Below are 18,118 nucleotides of genomic sequence, written 5' to 3'. Positions count from 1 at the left end.
ACGCCGCAATTTCTTACAGAAAACTGGCGGGTATGCAGCCCTTGCAGGACTCAGTGCGGTAGTGCCACGCGTTTTCGCGCGGACTACTAGCGGCGCTGCCATGGGGCAATTGTCAATGATGGAAATGTCGCGGCGACTTGCGGCAGGCTCGCTGAGTAGCCGCCAGCTAGTGGAAGAAGCGCTTGCCGCTATCGGCGATCCACACGGTGAAGGCGCGCGTGCTTTCCTGACCGTTTATGCAGAGCAGGCCCGCGCGGTTGCGAGCGAGATCGACGCGCAACGTCGCAGGGGAATTATTGCCTCGCCGATTGCAGGCATTCCGATTTCGATCAAAGACCTATTCGACGAGGCGGGGCAAACTACCTTGGGCGGTTCCAAAGTTCTGGTTGGCCAGCCCGCAGCACTGAGTGATTCGACTGTAGTGGCCAGACTGCGCAAAGCCGGTGCAGTCATCATTGGGCGGACCAATACGGTCGAATTTGCCTACACAGGTCTTGGCATCAACCCGCATTACGGTACACCGAAGAACATCTATGATCGTGCTACCGGCCGCATTCCTGGCGGCTCGACATCGGGCGGCGGGATTTCGGTAGCTGACGGCATGGCTGCCGGCGCTATCGGTACCGATACCGGTGGCTCGTTGCGCATTCCGGCGGCGCTCAACGGCCTGGTCGGTTTCAAACCGACACAACGCCGCGTGCCGCTCGCAGGAGTGATGCCTCTATCGACCTCTTTGGATTCCGCCGGTCCGATCGCCTGGAGCGTGGCAGACTGCACGCTGCTCGATGCGGTACTCGCCGCGGAAACAGTGCGGGTGCCTGATGCGCCTGCACTACGCGGATTGCGTTTCGCGGTGCCAAAGACTTTTTTCCAAAATGATTTATCCGAACCTGTAGCACGCGCGTTCTCGATCGCATTGGCGCGGCTATCGGCGGCAGGAGCAAGCATCATTGAATTACCGATGGCCGAATTTGCGCAGGCACCGAACATCAACCCGCGTGGCATGATCACAGCGTCGGAGGCCTATGCCTGGCACCGGAAATATATTAAAGACGGCGCCGACAAATACGATCCGCGAGTATTGGCTCGCATCAAGACTGGGGAGACCATCAGTGCGCCCGATTATGTTCAATTGCTGACGCTTCGGCGCGAATTCATCCGCTCAATCAATCAGGCAGCGGCAGGCTACGACGCGATGCTGATGCCGACGACGCCTGACATCGCACCACCGATCGCCGACGTGATTAAAGACGATGAAAGTTACTATCGCATCAACGGACGGATGCTACGTAACCCGTCGGTGGTCAACCTGTTCGACGGCTGTGCGCTGTCGGTGCCATGCCATCAAACGGGAGACGCGCCGGTCGGGCTTATGATCGCAGGTATTCAAAATACCGATCACCGCATCCTCGCGGTAGGACGCTCGATAGAGGCAGTTGTTGCGCCGCGTCGAAGCTGACGTTTTCGCACGGCACAGGCATCAAGATACTGGGTGAAGGCGAATGGACGACCGGGAAACTTTTCGATGGCATCGCGCTGCGACACGGACTGCCTCAGGGCGTGAAGCGGTAGTAGCGCCAATTCGGCCCACGGTCCGGAATTACGGGTAAGCCGACGTAGCCGGTTTTCAATCGACTGACTGCAAAACCTTCAGACAGGACCCTGAACGCGCTCTGTGGTCGCCAAAACAAATTTAAGAACGGACTTTCGGTTTTCAAAAACTGAACCAAATGTTACTTCTGATTTTTTGGAGAAGTTGCAGTGTTGCGAGATTTTTTGTTGTTGTGCAAAACAAGGCAAAACCGATTCTCCATTGACCTTACCGTTTCGCCTGCACATACGCAATGAATGCCGGCATCGCACGCTCGCGCTCGGCGGCGATTTGCTGCACGTTCGGATTTTCTGCGAGCTGTTGCTGCAAGGCGCGCGCTCGCGGTATGTCTTCCAGCGGGTCGAACTGAAACAACTTTTGCGCGACCTGGGCGGCGAGACCGACACTGTAGAGAAAATAGATATCGGCCAACGTGAAGCTGTCGCCGGCGACGTAGGGAGCGAACCTGGCGTGTCGCTTGAGGGTGGCGAAACCGGCGCGTAACTCAACCTCGGCTTTGGCCTTGATGGCCTCCGGCACCGTGCCGCCGAAAAACGCTTCGCCAAAGCACAGGCGCGCCGGCAATTCGATATATAGTTCGATCTCCCTCATCAAGGTGCGCACTTGGGCGCGTGCAAACTGCTCGGCGGGCAGCAGCGCCCGCCCACCCTGGCTTTCTTCGAGATAATCGAGAATCGCGCTGGTCTCGTTGATGTAGCCGTGCTCGGTTTGCAGGAATGGCACCTTGCCGCGCGGACTATGCGCGAGAAACTCGGGGCTGCTGTCAGGATAGACGGTGACGATTTCAAATTTCACGCCCTTTTCGAGCAACGCCAGATGCACCATGTTGAAGTAATTGCTGACGGCAAAACCGTGTAATTTGAGCATAACAGTTTCCTTGTTGGCGAATGGCATAGTCTGATGATGTGCAAATATAGCACCTCCCCCAGCGAATCGGGGTACCGTAAGGATTGCTTCGTCAATGAGTGCCAGGCAGGATAGCGTAGATCTTTGGATCGCAAACTCATCCGAGAACAATTGAGCTCAGACGATCTGAACTCAACTGAAAATCAGCGTTTTCACACAGAACCTCGATCGATTTTGATCAATCGCTTTTTGAATCCCGGCCAGGAAATTGCAAAACATTTTCTGCCGCCAACATTGCGCCGTCACGGTCCTGTCCGCGGGTCAAGCAGTCATAGGTCTATTGATTTTTTGAGATTCGACTGACCGGTATCAGAGGCGACCAGTCGTTGCAGATGCGATTTTTTTGGAGTCTGACCGTCAGCTCATGGCCGATTGTACGCGTTCAGCATTGCGGCAGAAAGCAGCCATACGTCTTCGCGTGAAACGACGGCCGCATGACCGCTTTCTGCCATACCGGAGCCCGGGTCCAGTCATAGCTCTTCATTTTCCTAGATTAATGTATCAAGGATCGCAAGAATAATTACAGACATACCTATCTCGCAACACCAGATAATAATCTTTCGGCACAGCTTCAAGGATTGCTTTCGTGAAACTCGAAAGACATTCACGGAAGTGCTCGGGGAATTTGCGCCAGACAGTAATCGCAGATCAGTTTCAGGTACGAGCGCGACGCTATGTCAATGCTTGTTTGAGTTTCAGCGCCAGACGTATCGCATCCTTCTCATCGATAACATTAGCAAAACCCAGCAACAATCCCTGCTGCGGCTTTGCATTGATGTACCAGCGTGACAAAGGGTGCAGGGCCAAACCTGCAGTCCGCGCATGGCCCGCCAACATGACATCGTCTTCGTGATCCGCCAGCTTCGCCAGTATATGCAAGCCTCCCGGTTGCAAATCGATCCGTATGCGATCGCCCAATATTTCCTGAAAAACGCGCGACGTCACCGCGCGACGGTCTGCGTACAACAGGCGCATTTTTTTCAGATGTCGTGAGAAGTGACCTTCGGCGATAAAGTCGGCAACACCTGCCTGAAACAAGTATGGGCAACCTGCGTTCAGGTTGTAGCAGACTGCCTGAAAGCGAGCAACCGCACTGACAGGTGCGACGAAATAAGCCAGCCTTAGCCCCGGAAACATCGCCTTGCTGAAGGTGCCGCTGTAAATGACGCGATCATTGCGATCCATGCTTTTCAGCGCCGGCAGCGGCCTCCCCTGATAGCGAAACTCGCTATCGTAATCGTCTTCGATAATCCAGCTGCCGGCATTGCTGGCCCATTCCAAAAGCGCCATCCGGCGTTCTAGCGATAGCGTCACGCCGAGCGGACTTTGATGCGACGGCGTGACCATCGCGAATTTTGCATACGGACTGAGACGCTTGCCTTCTTCGACCATCAATCCATTTTCATCGACCGGCACCGGTATCAGCTTGACTGCGGCATTCTGCAGAAACGGGCGCGCAAGAATATAGCCGGGATCTTCGAACCAGAACGCATCGCCGACAGTGGAAAGACTGCTTAATGTCAGTTCCAGCGTGTTGCGCAAGCCGGTCGTGATGAACACCTGTTCCGGCAGACAAGTCACGCCGCGCGACACGCCCAGGTAAGTCGCAATCCTTTCACGCAATCGTTCATAACCGGCAGGGTCGGGATAGCCCAGCCGCGCCGGTTCGCTGCCGCGCAAGCGATGCCCGACCAGCCGGTTCCACACCTTGCGCGGAAATGCATCGAGCGCAGGCAAACCCATCTGCAACGGCTTCGGTGCCTTGCCGTCGTGATCGGCGGTGGCTGCATGCGCTTGTCCGGCCATTACTACTTGCGCTTTGAGGACAGCTGGCTGCGGCAAAGACGGCGATACCACTGTGCCGGCCGCGCCCCTGACCTGCAGATATCCCTCGTCCGTCAGGATGCGATAAGCCATTTCCACCGTACCGCGCGCAAGATTCAGTTCGGTCGCCAGCGCCCGTACTGCTGGTACGCGATCGCCCGCATGCAGGCTCCCCTGCTCGATCGCCGTCTTGAAACGCTGGCATATCTGCAGGTACATAGGCAATTCCAGCGCGCGATCGATGCGCAGATTCAGGTCAGGCTTGGCGGTTTTCATGGACTAGTCCTTTTTGCATTTCTTGGCCCTTCTAACATGGCCATGATATTCGCATACTACACATCAAGGAAACGCCAATTTTTTCACCCCGATTTACCTAATCAAGGAGCTTCAAATGCAACCTCGACTCGACTTCTATACCGCCGACAAAGACGCCATCAAGGCAATGATCGGTGTTGAAAAGCACATCGACAAAGGCACACTGGACATCCTGCTCAAGGAGCTGGTCCGCCTGCGTGCATCGCAAATCAACGGCTGCGCATTCTGCCTCGACATGCATGTGACCGACGCACGCAAAGCCGGCGAATCAGAACGCCGCATGGCTACCGTCGCTGCCTGGCGCGAAACACCGTTCTTCAGCGAACGCGAGCGCGCCGCACTGGAATGGACAGAATCCCTCACGCTGGTCTCGCAAAACCACGTCCCGGATGCAGTGTGGGATGCAGTTCGCCCACATTTCACCGATGCCGAACTGGTTGAACTGACATTACTCATCACGTCGATCAACAGCTGGAATCGCTTTTCCATCGCGTTCCGCAAGATGCCGGCGTAATCGCCGGCACCTTCAGTAGTTTAATACGCAAGTCCGTCGCCCATTAATGGGCACACCTTGAAAGGTATGGTATGAAAATCCTCATCATCGGCGGCAGCGGTCTGATCGGCGCGAAAGTCGTCATTAACCTTCGTCAACTCGGTTACGACATCGTGGTCGGCTCGCCAAGCACCGGCATCAACACCATGACCGGCGAGGGATTAGCCGGCGCAGTCAAAGGCGCGCAAGTCGTCATCGATTTGAGCAACTCGCCTTCGTTCGAAGACAACGCCGTGCTCGAATTCTTTGAAACATCCGGCCGCAATCTGCTCGCTGCGGAAGAAGCCGCCGGCGTCAAACATCACATCGCGCTGTCCGTTGTCGGCACCGAACGCATGCAGGGCAGCGGCTATTTCCGCGCCAAGATGGCGCAGGAAAATCTGATCAAGGCATCGAAGGTGCCGTACACCATCGTGCGCTCCACGCAGTTCTTCGAATTCCTCGGCGGCATTGCACAATCCGGCACGGTCGGCAACGAGATTCGTCTGTCGCCGGCGCATGTGCAACCGATTTCATCGGACGACATCGCCGCGATCGTATCGGACACAGCACTGGCGCAACCGATCAACGGTACATTCGATGCAGCCGGCCCGGAGAAAGTCGGACTCGCCGATTTGATGAAGCGCTACCTGAGTGCCCTCGACGACAAACGCATCGTCGTACCGGATGCCAATGCAGCGTACTACGGCGCGCAACTCAACGATCAATCGCTGACGCCAACCGGCGGCGCGCGCCTCGGCGCCACAGGCTTTGCCGCGTGGCTCAGCAAGTCGCAATCGGCTCGATAAACTGGAACGTGAATACCGATTCGCCCTCGCTCTGTCAGCACAACGATAGAGCGGCGCTAACTTTTTGGAGAAATGCATGCCGTCTCAGGTAGAGATCAAACACATCGAAAGCGACGCCGATCTGGATGCGTCGTTCTCGGTGATGAAGGAATTGCGACCGCATCTGAGCGATCGCGCAACATACAACGCATTGATCGCGCAGCAACGCACGCAAGGGTATCGGTTGCTTGCGGCATGGCGCGATGGCGCAATCGTCGGACTTGCCGGCTATCGACTGCAAGACAATTTGCTGTACGGCCGTTTCATTTACGTCGATGATCTGGTGGTAACAGCCTCGTTGCATCGCTCCGGGTTCGGCGAATGTCTATTGCAAGCAGCACGGCAACAAGCCGTCGCGCTGCACTGCAAACATTTTGTGCTGGATACCGGATTGCACATGGCGCTTGCGCAGCGCTTTTACTTCCGGCAGGGGCTGCTTGCAAAGGGCATGCATTTCGTCGAACCGCTTACACAGGAATCAACGACATGACGCGAATTTTGCTATTGAACAGCGGCCCGCACAGTGACGTGAGCCACGGTTATCGCCTTGCAACGGAAGCGATTGCCGCGTTGGGAATAGCCAACGTGCAGATCACAGAACGCGATCTGGTGGAGTCGCCCATTCCGCCAATCGACCGCGCTTACGCAATGGCCGTCACTTCACAAAAGACACCCGATGCGAAAGAATTCGAATGGTCGGAACGCCTGATCGTCGAGCTGGAACAACACGACATGCTGTTCATCGTCACACCGATGCACAACTTCACCGTGCCCGCCGCGCTCAAACTGTGGATCGATCATGTGATCCGCATCAATCGCAGTTTCCACGCGACGCCGCAAGGCAAGGTCGGACTGCTGAAAGACCGCGCGACCTTTGTACTGGTCAGCTCTGGCGGTTTTCATGTGGGAGAACGCGCGAAACAGGCTGATTTCCTGACACCGTACTTGCGCTATGCGTTGGCATCAATCGGCATCAACGATGTGCATTTCTTCCCGCTGCAAGGACTGGTCTTCGGCACGGAAGCAGTGGCACAGGCAGTGCATGAAGCACGTCAGCAATTGTCTGAGAAATTGTCCTTGGCCATTGCATGCCGATAGGCAAGGGATTCAGCAGGTGTACAAACCGCAGATGGTCGGATGCAATTGGCAATCCACGAATTGGTCGGTGGAATCGCTGGTGATACCGGTGGTATACACGGTATTGGCGATATCCAGCGCGGTGTGCGCTTGTCCGGTGGCACCTGTCACATAACATACCAGCCTGTACGGATTATTTTAAGACCTTCCGCCGATGTGATGCCAGGATGAATTAGCGTTCCCAACTGACATACAAATACTACGACATGCGTAGTATCTATGATGCCAAATAGTTACGATTATCGTAGTTCTTATAAGTGCCGAGAACTACACAATGAGCAATGCCAATGAAATATGGGGACGCCGCCTCAAAGAAGCCCGAACTGCTGCTGGTTTGTCACAGAAAGAACTCGGCATTCAAGCAGGGAGAGACAATGTCGAGTGTTGAACTGGCAATGGCAGCCGCGCAAAAAACCTATAGCCTTTCAAGAAACGATGAGGCACGAAGGCACATACGTTTCAAGCAGCCCAGTCGCAAACGATCCAACCAAGAGTGTGTGAACTTACATTCCTATGCCTTCGACAGAGCCCTAACGATATATTACCTATCGTGACTACAGATTCCACTTCAACATCACGGTCGGGGAATTGCGCATATAGGTATCCGAATTGATCTTGTAGCGATGCATTTCATACCGTAACCCTGCTTGGAACGTTCCTTTCGAGTCGATTTCCCATAGCAATTCCGGTCGCAAGAACGTTTCAGTGCCGTTCACCCCAGTTCCATTAACAAGCGACAGCAAGTTGAATCGGAATCTCTGGCCGGCGATCGGAAAAGGATCGGACATGAGCACTGACCGCCATAGGAGCTTGCCATGGTAGAAGTTCGTATTCCGATACAAGAGGCCCGATTCAAAATAGGAAAACCCTGGCACTTTAAAATTAAGGGAAACGCCGTGATTATAGGAACGGAAGTCAGCATAACTGGCACGCTCGTATCGAGCGATCAAGGATATGTCAGTAATAGGGCCAAATTCCAGCGGCGTCCCAGTGATCTTGCCTAGGCTCAGTCGGGGGTTAAAAACAAGCAGGTTCTGGGTACTCGTTTTGCTACCGAACGAGCCGGCAGCAGCCCCACCGACGTTGTCACCACTGAAAACCTCAGCGTCGACATAGACGTCTCCGTACTTGAATCCAGCGAAATACTCAAACTGATAGGTCTTTAGGCGTTCATTGTCGGTTCCGGTACCGAGAACCGGGTCAGCTTTAGATTCTGTGGTATACAGCGCGTTGAAGTTCGCCACTTGGAAATCGGCTGCTACAGCCGCTTCGGCGCAGGCTGCAACTGCTACAAATACTATGGCAAGCTGTACTATTTGTCTTTTTTGCAAAATATGTTCTCCTCTATTTTTTAATGCAGTGAAAGACCACTATTTGCCACTCGCAGACCGGTTCACACTCATAAATGGCATGAGATAGCGATCAAAGTGAGTAGCGGGATTTCATTTCCGATACGAGTAGGCGCATGGAAGCGTTGTGGTATTCCATGGACGTCCCCTTCCTCCGAGCAAGCCTCAGGAAAGGCTCTCGGACCAAGTGTCGACAGGTTTTTATTTGGTATAGGAAGCAAATGGGCGCAGCGATTACATTGCGCCCATCAGCGCAGGCTTAATGCAGTTCAGCCTGAAGTGCTTTCTTGACCCCGCCGTCGACCATTGCACGCTCTTCATCGGCAAGATGCAGTGCAGCGGTCGGCGGACGAACGTCCTTGCACTCCTTGTAGATCACGCCATCCTTCATCACAAGTGCAATTTTTACCGGGTCGGTGAGGATACTGAGATCTTCGAGAGGATTGCCATCTACCAGTGCAATGTCAGCAAGGAAACCAGGACGCACCTGACCCAACTCATCTGGACGCTGCATGATCTCTCCGCCCAGTTTTGTTGCGGAGAGCAGTGCCTCCGTTGGTGTCATGCCGATATAGTCGACGAAGTATTGAAGATCGTTAGCATTGGTGCCGTGCGGCATCCAGGCAAAGCCATAATCTCCGCCTGGCAGGATACGAATGCCTCGTTTGTGCATTTTGCGCAGCGAATCGGATGCGATTTCCAGTTCGCGCTTATACCCCATCGTTGCAGCCAGTTCTGGCGTAATGCCGTACTCGGACGCATTGAAAGATGTACGAATTAGCCATCCAATGCCGGGAGCGACAAAGTGCTTCTCCTTGTTCGCCTCCAGCATATCGAGTGCTTCTTCATCTGCAAAGCTGGCGTGATACACCATTTCGATACCGTGGCGTACGCACATCTTGACGGACTCGCTTGACCGCGCATGTGCCGCCATGCGCTTGCCATAACGCTTTGCCTCGCTGGCCAGCATCGCGACCTCCTCTTCTGAGAAAGGCGACATTTCTGCTGGCAGGCCGGCAATATATTCGCCGGACAAGTTGATCTTCAGGTGGTCTACTCCGTACTTGATAAACGTGCGCGCCGAGCGGCGAATTTCCTCAGGTCCGCTGCATACACTGCCGAAGCTCAATTCTTCAAAAGGCAAATGGGGGAGCGTATTGTCACCCAGTGCTCCGACCGTCGTAATTTCCTGACTGCCTGCAAGGTAACGCGGCCCTGGAAATTCTCCAGCATTGATTGCATTACGCAGCACGACGTCCAGCCTCGGTTTAGCGGCTGCCGCACCAATCGCGGAAGTCCAGCCCATTTCCAGGTAGCGCTTTGCCACACGGACACACCACAGGATGTGCTCCTCAGGGGGCATCATCTGGATGGCCGACAGCGAAGGTTGGTCGTTCCACGAAAAGTGCGTGTGTGCTTCGGTCATGCCGGGCATCAGGAACTTGCCCTTTCCATTGATGATGCGTGCAGATTCAACGTTCAGCGGACTGCGCGAACGAGAAACTTCAATGATGCGATTGCCTTCGACAAGGACTTCGCCCTTAAATACGTCGTCACCGCTGCCGTCAAAAATCATGACGTCGGTAAATAAAGTCTTTTCCATTTGTGTCTCCTCCTGTATCAGGATTTAATTTGCAGATTGATAGAAGCTTTTGAGTTCCCGCACGCACTCGCTTGGTTTCTCGAACGTTGTCCAGTGACCGCATCCATCCAACACGACCATGTGGCTACCAGTAATCCGTTCCTTCATTGCAGTTACTGCGGCCGGTGCTGCAACACCGTCTTGGTCTCCCGTCACTAGTAGCGTGGGGACAGAAATCTCCTCAAGCGCAGCCCCTTGTGCACCAGCCAGGGCCTTGCAACTTTGCGCATAACCTTCAGGGGGCTGATGCATTACGCTTTCCCGTACCAGTGCGACAACCGCTGGCTGCTGTTCCTTAGTCTCCTTGCTGGTCGCCCCTGCCACGATGGCGTCGGCAATTTCCTGCATGGCTGCCGGGCCACCCGTAGCAGCCTTGTCAGCGCGGGCAAGGATCGCTGGCCGACCGATATCTGGGGGGCAGATCAAGGGGCCGAACAGCGCGAGACTGAGTACCTGCTCTGGGTTATTCGTCGCAATGTGCTGGCAGACGATCGTGCCCATTGAATGGCCCACAAAATGTGCTTTAGCGACGTCCAGCCCACGGCATACTTTCAGCACGGCCTCGCACAGACGTTCGATGCTGAGTTCACCGGGAGCCTCGGCTGAGCGACCACTACCTGGCAGATCAATGCGGATGATCCGATGACCTTGCATTGCGGACATGAGAGGCGTCCAGGTATTGCTGGTGCCGCCTAGCCCATGCACGCAGACGATTGGCACGCCGTCACCTTCGACCTCAACTGCAAGATTTTCGATAAATTGTGTCGTCATCGCAGTGCCCTCAAGCGAACTTGTTCTCAATGACGCCCAGACCGTCAATCTCGATGCGCACCACGTCACCGGCCTTCAAAAAGCGTGGTGGCTTCATGCCAAGACCTACACCTGCGGGGGTTCCAGTGGCGATTATGTCTCCTGGATATAGCGTGATACCGCGCGAGACCGTTTCAATCAGGGTGGGAATGTCGAAGATCAGGTTTTCCGTAGGGCCGTCCTGGCGCAATTCTCCGTTGACCCAGCACCGTACGCGGGTCTTGGTGCCGTCGAGTTCATCGGCCGTTACAAGCCAAGGGCCCATCGGGCAGAAGGTATCGAAGGACTTGCCCATATCCCACTGCTGATGGCGCATTTGTACATCACGCGCCGTGACATCATTGACGACCGTATAGCCGAAGACATGCTGCATGGCGTCGCCACGGCTGATGTTCTTGCCGCCTTTGCCGATGACAACCGCCAGTTCGGCTTCATAGTCAATTTGCTCAGAGATATTGCTGGCAGGCACTTTCACATCATCGTACGGACCGACTACGCATTCGGGCACCTTGGTGAAAACAATGGGCCATGACTCCGGATTCGCATCGTTGTCCTTGAAAACCGATGCCTGAAGTTCCTGGGCATGAGCGTGGTAGTTTCGTCCCACGCACCACAGATTGCGACGTGGGACCGGCAACGGCGCCTCAAGCTGGACTTCGTTAATCGCGACAACCGGACCGTTCGAAGGTGGCAATTTGTTGCCTTCAACCAGAGAATCAATAACAGCTTGGGCACCCTTGGCGGCCTGTTCTTTCGTCAAAGTTAACGGTGTAACTTGAGTCCCGTCCGCTGAGACAATTCCAACATAACGCTGGCCATTTAATTGATAAGTAGCAATTCGCATTTCGTACTCCTCCATGTAGTTTTGGCCCTGTGCCAATCACTGGCTTTGTCGACCATGTACGGAGTGTAAAAACGAAGCGCACACTGCGCTTATCGTGCTATCTGGCTACGTATCGCAGAGTCTGATTTTTTCAAAAAAAAACAAAAAGAGACTAAGATTGGTAAGCGGCAAGAATAAGCCCCGAACCTAGGGGCAAGGAGACAAAAATGGCAGAGGCATACGCTTTCTACGAGGGAGCATTCGGGCAGGCCATCGTGTTGGAATCACGGGCTGACCTCGTGCCCCATTCTCATTCAGAATCCCAAATTGCTTTCTGGTTGGGGGGAACACGCGCTCAAGCACAGATTGGCGATGAACTAGTGCAGTACGGTCAAGATGTAGGACTGGCTACTAACGCTTACCAGTCGCATGACATGACGTTGCTGGACGGCAAAGGCCCCGCCGTCTTTTTGGTGTTTATGATTTCGCGTCAGTGGTTAAATCAGCGGAGGAAAGAAACGGGGCAGTCTTTCGTATTTTCTTCCCCTCGTATTCCGATCGATCTTGCTCTTCGTCAGGCGTGCTGGAGGGTACTGGACTTGATCCTGTCACCTCAAAGAGCAACGTCATTGATGAATGAAGAAGTGGAGAAGCTCATTACTGCGGCTATCGATGCAACTGCTGGTTCCGGCCCGGCTGCTCAAAAAGGACTAGGCATGCCCACGCTGGATCATCGGCTCCGGGCGGCTATTGCAATCATGCGCGAAAACGTTGCGGAAAAGATCACTGTCGAGGAAATTGCCCTGAAAGTTGGCCTTTCTCGCGCCCATTTTTTTACTCTGTTCCGAGATCAACTGAACACTACCCCTCAAGTTTTTTGGAGTGCAGTGCGCGTCGAGGAAGCTATGCGACGTTTGATCACGGAAGGGGCGCCGCTGACCTGGGTCGCTTTAGATCTGGGATTTTCAGCGCCAGGCAACTTTTCCCGATTTTTCAAGGAACATACAGGGGTATCACCATCGACTTTCCGTCGCGCAGCCACCGGCAATTTTCCTGCCACGGTTACGGGCCTTTCTCTCTGACTACACCTGCCAACGTGGTTTGCACTATGTGCGCGGCCTGGGGTTCATTTCGCCCAGTCCTTTGTAGCGCTGTTTGCTGACGCCGCGTTCGGCTTCGTCGCGCAGCCGCCATGGCCTGGTGGAAATCGGTGATGGCGAATTTCTTGACCTTTTCGCCGCTGCCGCGACGGACCATCGCGCCGGGGCCGATGAGGCCTTTGAAGGTGGCGGCGGCGTTGCACAGGACTTTATAGTCGGAGCTGGTGACGAAGTCGCTGTCGATGATGCTGACTTTGATGTTGCCGTGGTACATCCGCTGAATGCGCAGCTGATGTTTCTCTGTCAGCTCATCGGATTTGACGATGACGTTGACGGCGGGATCACCGAATGAACAGGGCTGCTTGATGTGCCTCGACGGGGCCCTTCCCTGAAAGTCAGTTTGATGGCGTCGTCAGGCAGGGTTTCTTTCTCGTATTCTGCTTTGAACGTGCTTCGCATAGTCCGCTCCCTTGTTATCAGGTCGGTTGACGACCCACAAACGAGATCGCTTTCTGTTTTGCCTCTTTATTTTTCATTTCTCCCCTTTTCTAAATGAATATCCAGAGAATTAATGTGTAATGATACCTGCCCATAGGCCGTGGACTATAGGCTACATTAAAACGAAATTTGCTGCATGGCGAATTCACAAATATCCAACATTGGGCTGATTTTTGGCGACGTTTTGCGACGATATCGTTTAGAAGCTGATATCTCGCAAGAAGAGCTTGCCTTTCGGGCGGGTGTAGATCGAACGTTTATATCGCGTCTTGAACGCGGCGTACGACAACCCACGATCACAACGTTGATCGGAATTGCAGGTGCGTTGGAAATTTCTTCTGCCGATCTGGTTCGCGAAACAGAGACCGAATATCTCCGCTTGCGTTCTCCCAAGGCAAGCAGAGGATAGAACCGTTACTAGCCAGTGTCCGGGAAAGAACGTGGCCCCGGAAAGTTGATTTATCCGATGTGTTTTGTGCGGTGTGTGCTAAAAAGTGGCTGTCAATGGGACATGATACCGAGCACTTCGGCATTGAGGACGGTCAGTTGAGTGTAGCGCGTCGCCAGGCCCGGTGTCGGTCAGCGTCACCTACATGCCCAGGATGACCCCGCTTGCCCAGCGTGCCAGCATCGCTTCCGGCAGATAAACTCCAGCCACTCTTGTGGCACAAGCTTAATTCCATCTTTCCACTCCAACAACATACGAGAATTGTTTCGAAATATCGCTAGGAGCGTGGTCAAGAACGATTATCTGAAGGGAAGCCCAATGTGTCGTTGTCGGGTGGATATCCGCGTGCTTTTTCAATACCCTGTTAAGCTCGCCGGTTCCAACCATGTACTGCGCCATGGCGTTCGCCTGTCAAATTATCCGTATGCGGCAGCGTTTGAGGAAATCATCGATACATTGCACGGTACCGGCGTGGCGACGGATAATAGCGGCTACATCATTTTTAGAATTCCCCCATGGAAATTAAGGTCAACTTTCTCGATAAGCTACGTCTTGAAGCCAAGTTCGATGACTTCACGGTAGTGGCCGACCAGCCTATCCGTTATAAGGGCGATGGCTCGGCGCCTGGTCCCTTCGATTATTTTCTGGCCTCATCGGCCTTGTGCGCAGCTTACTTTGTGAAGTTGTATTGCGTAACTCGCAATATTCCTACCGAAAATATCCGCCTGTCACAGAATAATATTGTTGATCCGGAAAACCGGTACCAGCAGATTTTCAAGATTCAGGTTGAGTTGCCGTCGGATATCTCGGAAGTAGACCGCCGAGGTATTTTGCGCTCCATCGAACGTTGTACGGTGAAAAAAGTGGTGCAAGCCGGACCCGAGTTTGTCATTGAAGAGGTAGAGAACTTAGATGCCGATGCTCAGTCGTTGCTGACGTTGAAGCCGGCTTCTGACGTCAGCACCTATATTGCGGGCAAGGATCTGCCGTTGGAGCAAACCATCGCCAATATGTCGGGCGTTTTGGCGACCTTGGGCATCAAGATTGAAATCGCTTCGTGGCGCAATATTGTTCCCAATGTGTGGTCGCTGCATATCCGCGATGCGCACTCGCCGATGTGTTTTACCAATGGCAAGGGAGCGACCAAAGAAAGCGCGTTGGCATCGGCGTTGGGAGAGTATATCGAGCGACTGAATTGCAACCATTTCTACGCCGGCACGTTTTGGGGCGAAGACATCGCCAACGCGGCGTTTGTACATTACCCGAACGAGCGCTGGTTTAAGCCTGGCCCTAAAGATGCGCTGCCGGCTGAAATTCTGGATGAGTACTGTCTGCAAATTTACAATCCCGACGGCGAGTTATGTGGCTCGCATCTGGTCGACACCAACTCCGGCAATGTGCAGCGCGGTATCTGTTCGCTGCCGTATGTGCGACAGTCGGACGGCGAGGTGGTGTATTTTCCGTCCAACCTGGTCGAAAACCTATACGTCAGCAATGGCATGAGTGCCGGTAACACGCTGGTCGAAGCGCAAGTGCAATGCCTGTCGGAAATTTTCGAACGGGCGGTAAAACGCGAAATTCTGGAAGGTGAAATCGCATTGCCTGATGTGCCGCAGGAAGTGCTGGCGAAATACCCTGGCATTCTGGCCGGCATTCAGGGGTTGGAAGAGCAGGGCTTCCCGGTGCTGGTGAAGGATGCGTCGCTGGGAGGGGTGTACCCAGTGATGTGCGTCACCTTGATGAACCCGCGGACAGGCGGTGTGTTTGCCTCGTTCGGCGCGCACCCAAGCTTGGAGGTGGCGCTGGAGCGTAGTCTGACGGAATTGCTACAGGGTCGCAGTTTTGAAGGCCTGAACGAATTACCTCGGCCCACCTTTGCAAGTGAAGCCGTGATTGAGCCAAATAACTTTGTCGAACACTTCATCGATTCCAGCGGTATTGTGTCATGGCGCTTTTTCAGTGCCAAAGCGGCTTTCAATTTTGTCGAATGGGATTTTTCTGGCCAGGGTGAAAACTCCAATGCCGAGGAAGCCGCGACCTTGTTCGGTATTCTCGAAGACATGGGCAAAGAAGTGTACATGGCGGCGTATGACAATTTAGGCGCCGTAGCCTGCCGGATTTTGGTGCCCGGTTATTCGGAAGTTTACCCGATAGAAGATTTGATCTGGGATAACACCAACAAGGCGCTGTTGTTCCGCGCCGATATTTTGAATCTGCATCGTCTGGACGATGCCAGCCTGGAAGCGCTGCTTGAGCGTTTGGATAACAGTGAGCTCGATGAATATTCCGACATCGCCACATTGATCGGTATCGAATTTGACGAGAATACGGACTGGGGGCAACTAACAGTTCTCGAGTTGAAGCTGCTGATTCATCTCGCCTTACAGCAATTTGATGCGGCGCAAGAGCTGGTGGGAGCCTTCCTGCAGTACAACGACAACACGGTCGAGCGCGGATTGTTTTATCAGACCTTGAATGTGGTGCTAGAGGTGCTGCTGAATGACGACTTGGAACTGGACGATTACGTGGTCAATTTCCGCCGGATGTTTGGCAACGCTCGGATGGACGCGGTAATGGGGTCAGTGGACGGCAGCGTGCGCTTTTTCGGGTTAACGCCAACGAGTATGAAACTGGAGGGTCTCGATAGGCACCAGCGCCTGATCGACAGCTACAAAAAAATGCATAAGGCTCGGGCCAATGTGGCGGCTACAGCCAGTTAGGGTTACGAGTCATGGCTGGATGCGCTGATGCCGTTCATCCCCCAGCGTTCGATACCAAAGCGACATTGATCTACAGGCGGACAAAAAATCTACGTGCCGTCGAGCTTTTGCTAGGCCACACGAAACTGGAAAGCACAGTGCGTTACCTGGGCATTGAAGTAGATGATGCTCTGGAAATTTCAGAACAGACCGAGATCCAGCAAGCGCTGTCCATGCCGGTCATACGGCCGTCGTTTCGCGCGAAGCCGTATGGCCGCTTTCTGCCGCGATGCTGAACGCGTACAATCGGCCAATTGCAGACTGTCGCCAGTGTCTGCTTTCGGCGCGCCTCGCCAAGACCGTGCGCGGCCAAGCATCACCTTCAACGCGGCGCTGGATCGGCGCCGGCTCGTAGCGGTCGTGGTGGCGCACCCACTCCATTTTGTAGGGCACGTCGTGCTCGTCGCGGCCCTTGGGCGTGAGGTCCATCAGGTTGTACGCGCCCATCATGACCTCCACGCTGCGGCCGTAGGTCGAGTAGGTGTGGAAGACTTTGCCCGCGTCGTCCTTGTAGAACACGCTGACGCCGGGCGCCTCCTTGGTCGGGAAGGACTGCATGCCGTAGTTGTAGTAGATCTCGCCCTTGGCCTGCTCTTCCGGCGTGAAGCTGACGCCGAAGTCGTGGTTGAAATCGCTGTCATGCGAGGACACCCACTGGAACTGCCAGCGGATGCGCTGCCGAAAGCGCTCGATGTCGGCCAGCGGCGCGCGCGAAATGGCCACCAGCGTGATGTCGCGATGCGCCAGGTGCACGTTCATGCCGTCGCTGTGGTCCGCCATGAACGAGCAACTCGGGCAACCTTGCTCCCACCCCGGGCCGAACATGAAGTGCTCCTTGGCTGATGGCAAAGGGTTCAGGCGCTTGCCAGTTCTTCGCGGTGCATCGCCGCTTGCACAGCAGGGCGGGCAGCGATGCGTTCCTGGAACGCTAGCAGGTTCGGGAACGGCGACAGGTCGAGTTTCACGAACGCCGACCACCGCGTAACCACAAACAGATAGGCATCCGTGATGCTGAACTGCTCGCCCAGCAGAAATGGCGTGCGGCCAAGCGCGGCTTCGATCAGCCCATAATGCTTATGCAGATGGGCCATACGCTCGGTGCGCACGTCGTCACTGCTCGCCGGGTTGAACAACGGCATGTAACTTTGGTGCAGCTCTGAATTGATGTAGCCCAGCATCTCCTGCAGGCGGTAGCGTGCCAAGCTGCCGTTGGCGGGCGCCAGCTGCGCTTCAGGTTTCAGGTCGGCGAGATATTGCACGACGGCTGGGCCTTCCGTCAGCACACTGCCGTCGTCCAGTTGCAGTACGGGCACATAGCCTTTGGGATTGATGGCGAGAAAATCTTCGCCGTGTTCGGTGCGTTTGGTCTTGCTGTCGACCTTCACCAGTTCGATTGACAGGCCAAGCTCGTTGGCAACAATGTGCGGCGAAAACGAACAGGCGGACGGAATGTAGTACAGCTTCATGGTCTTGCTCCTTGGATTGGGGGTGATCAGGACAGTGCTTGAATGAGAT

General features: G+C 54.5%; 16 protein-coding genes and 3 pseudogenes. 9 read left to right on the top strand and 10 right to left on the bottom strand.

What is annotated here, in order from left to right; genetic code table 11:
* The first annotated feature begins 100 nt into the window (after positions 1 to 100).
* Complete coding sequence (locus tag AC3CHX_RS27960) at positions 101 to 1,459, top strand: amidase (protein WP_488644958.1); 1,359 nt, start codon at positions 101 to 103, stop codon at positions 1,457 to 1,459.
* A gap of 360 nt (positions 1,460 to 1,819) precedes the next feature.
* On the opposite strand, the gene AC3CHX_RS27955 is transcribed toward AC3CHX_RS27960, so the two are convergent.
* Positions 1,820 to 2,479 carry a glutathione S-transferase family protein gene (locus tag AC3CHX_RS27955; protein ID WP_488631194.1) on the bottom strand — a complete coding sequence of 220 codons (660 nt, stop codon included), beginning with the start codon at positions 2,477 to 2,479 and terminating at the stop codon, positions 1,820 to 1,822.
* Between the two features lie 711 nt (positions 2,480 to 3,190).
* On the bottom strand, positions 3,191 to 4,618 hold the full coding sequence (gene pdxR, locus AC3CHX_RS27950; RefSeq protein ID WP_488631193.1) for a MocR-like pyridoxine biosynthesis transcription factor PdxR: 1,428 nt from the start codon (positions 4,616 to 4,618) through the stop codon (positions 3,191 to 3,193).
* Between the two features lie 115 nt (positions 4,619 to 4,733).
* Between pdxR and AC3CHX_RS27945 the strand changes: the two genes are divergently transcribed.
* From AC3CHX_RS27945 to AC3CHX_RS27930, 4 genes are all read left to right on the top strand, one after another.
* On the top strand, positions 4,734 to 5,171 hold the full coding sequence (locus tag AC3CHX_RS27945; protein WP_488631192.1) for a carboxymuconolactone decarboxylase family protein: 438 nt from the start codon (positions 4,734 to 4,736) through the stop codon (positions 5,169 to 5,171).
* Between the two features lie 71 nt (positions 5,172 to 5,242).
* The gene (locus tag AC3CHX_RS27940; RefSeq protein ID WP_488631191.1) at positions 5,243 to 5,998 is read left to right on the top strand and encodes an SDR family oxidoreductase; all 756 of its coding nucleotides are present in this window, start codon (positions 5,243 to 5,245) and stop codon (positions 5,996 to 5,998) included.
* A gap of 76 nt (positions 5,999 to 6,074) precedes the next feature.
* Positions 6,075 to 6,527 (top strand): GNAT family N-acetyltransferase, encoded by a 453-nt coding sequence (locus AC3CHX_RS27935; protein WP_488631190.1) that lies wholly within the window; start codon positions 6,075 to 6,077, stop codon positions 6,525 to 6,527.
* Positions 6,524 to 7,135, top strand: coding sequence for an FMN-dependent NADH-azoreductase (locus AC3CHX_RS27930; RefSeq protein ID WP_488631189.1), 612 nt, complete (start codon positions 6,524 to 6,526; stop codon positions 7,133 to 7,135). The genes AC3CHX_RS27935 and AC3CHX_RS27930 overlap by 4 nt, the downstream gene beginning before the upstream one ends.
* A 9-nt stretch (positions 7,136 to 7,144) precedes the next feature.
* Here AC3CHX_RS27930 and AC3CHX_RS27925 read toward each other — a convergent pair whose 3' ends face one another.
* From AC3CHX_RS27925 to AC3CHX_RS27905, 5 genes are all read right to left on the bottom strand, one after another.
* Positions 7,145 to 7,285, bottom strand: a complete 141-nt coding sequence (locus AC3CHX_RS27925) for a hypothetical protein (protein WP_488631188.1) — start codon at positions 7,283 to 7,285, stop codon at positions 7,145 to 7,147.
* 443 nt (positions 7,286 to 7,728) lie between these two features.
* A complete protein-coding gene (locus AC3CHX_RS27920; RefSeq protein ID WP_488631187.1) occupies positions 7,729 to 8,505 on the bottom strand; it encodes a hypothetical protein in 777 nt (258 codons plus the stop codon).
* A 277-nt stretch (positions 8,506 to 8,782) separates the two neighbouring features.
* Positions 8,783 to 10,126, bottom strand: coding sequence for a metal-dependent hydrolase family protein (locus AC3CHX_RS27915; protein WP_488631186.1), 1,344 nt, complete (start codon positions 10,124 to 10,126; stop codon positions 8,783 to 8,785).
* A 24-nt stretch (positions 10,127 to 10,150) separates the two neighbouring features.
* Positions 10,151 to 10,936, bottom strand: a complete 786-nt coding sequence (locus tag AC3CHX_RS27910) for an alpha/beta fold hydrolase (RefSeq protein ID WP_488631185.1) — start codon at positions 10,934 to 10,936, stop codon at positions 10,151 to 10,153.
* Positions 10,937 to 10,946: 10 nt separating this feature from the next.
* On the bottom strand, positions 10,947 to 11,819 hold the full coding sequence (locus tag AC3CHX_RS27905; protein WP_488631184.1) for a fumarylacetoacetate hydrolase family protein: 873 nt from the start codon (positions 11,817 to 11,819) through the stop codon (positions 10,947 to 10,949).
* Between the two features lie 206 nt (positions 11,820 to 12,025).
* Between AC3CHX_RS27905 and AC3CHX_RS27900 the strand changes: the two genes are divergently transcribed.
* Positions 12,026 to 12,880, top strand: a complete 855-nt coding sequence (locus tag AC3CHX_RS27900; protein ID WP_488631183.1) for a helix-turn-helix domain-containing protein — start codon at positions 12,026 to 12,028, stop codon at positions 12,878 to 12,880.
* A 39-nt stretch (positions 12,881 to 12,919) separates the two neighbouring features.
* On the opposite strand, the pseudogene gyrB reads toward AC3CHX_RS27900, so the two are convergent.
* Positions 12,920 to 13,235, bottom strand: a pseudogene (gene gyrB, locus AC3CHX_RS27895) (DNA gyrase subunit B); the annotation flags it as partial.
* 297 nt (positions 13,236 to 13,532) lie between these two features.
* Here gyrB and AC3CHX_RS27890 point away from each other — a divergent pair.
* From AC3CHX_RS27890 to AC3CHX_RS27880, 3 genes and pseudogenes are all read left to right on the top strand, one after another.
* Positions 13,533 to 13,805 (top strand): helix-turn-helix domain-containing protein, encoded by a 273-nt coding sequence (locus tag AC3CHX_RS27890; RefSeq protein WP_488631182.1) that lies wholly within the window; start codon positions 13,533 to 13,535, stop codon positions 13,803 to 13,805.
* Positions 13,806 to 14,359: 554 nt separating this feature from the next.
* A complete protein-coding gene (locus AC3CHX_RS27885) occupies positions 14,360 to 16,564 on the top strand; it encodes an OsmC domain/YcaO domain-containing protein (RefSeq protein ID WP_488631181.1) in 2,205 nt (734 codons plus the stop codon).
* 53 nt (positions 16,565 to 16,617) lie between these two features.
* Positions 16,618 to 16,761: pseudogene (locus AC3CHX_RS27880) on the top strand (integrase); the annotation flags it as partial.
* Between the two features lie 22 nt (positions 16,762 to 16,783).
* On the opposite strand, the pseudogene AC3CHX_RS27875 reads toward AC3CHX_RS27880, so the two are convergent.
* Together AC3CHX_RS27875 and gstA are read right to left on the bottom strand one after the other, a co-directional pair.
* Positions 16,784 to 17,437 (bottom strand): annotated as a pseudogene (locus AC3CHX_RS27875) (DUF899 domain-containing protein); the annotation flags it as partial.
* Positions 17,438 to 17,457: 20 nt separating this feature from the next.
* Positions 17,458 to 18,069 (bottom strand): glutathione transferase GstA, encoded by a 612-nt coding sequence (gene gstA / locus AC3CHX_RS27870; protein WP_488631180.1) that lies wholly within the window; start codon positions 18,067 to 18,069, stop codon positions 17,458 to 17,460.
* Positions 18,070 to 18,118 lie beyond the last annotated feature (49 nt).

Source organism: Glaciimonas sp. OK215 (genome assembly GCF_057787885.1).
Note: the sequence above shows the minus strand (reverse complement) of the source record. Positions and strands in the feature narration are given on the sequence as shown.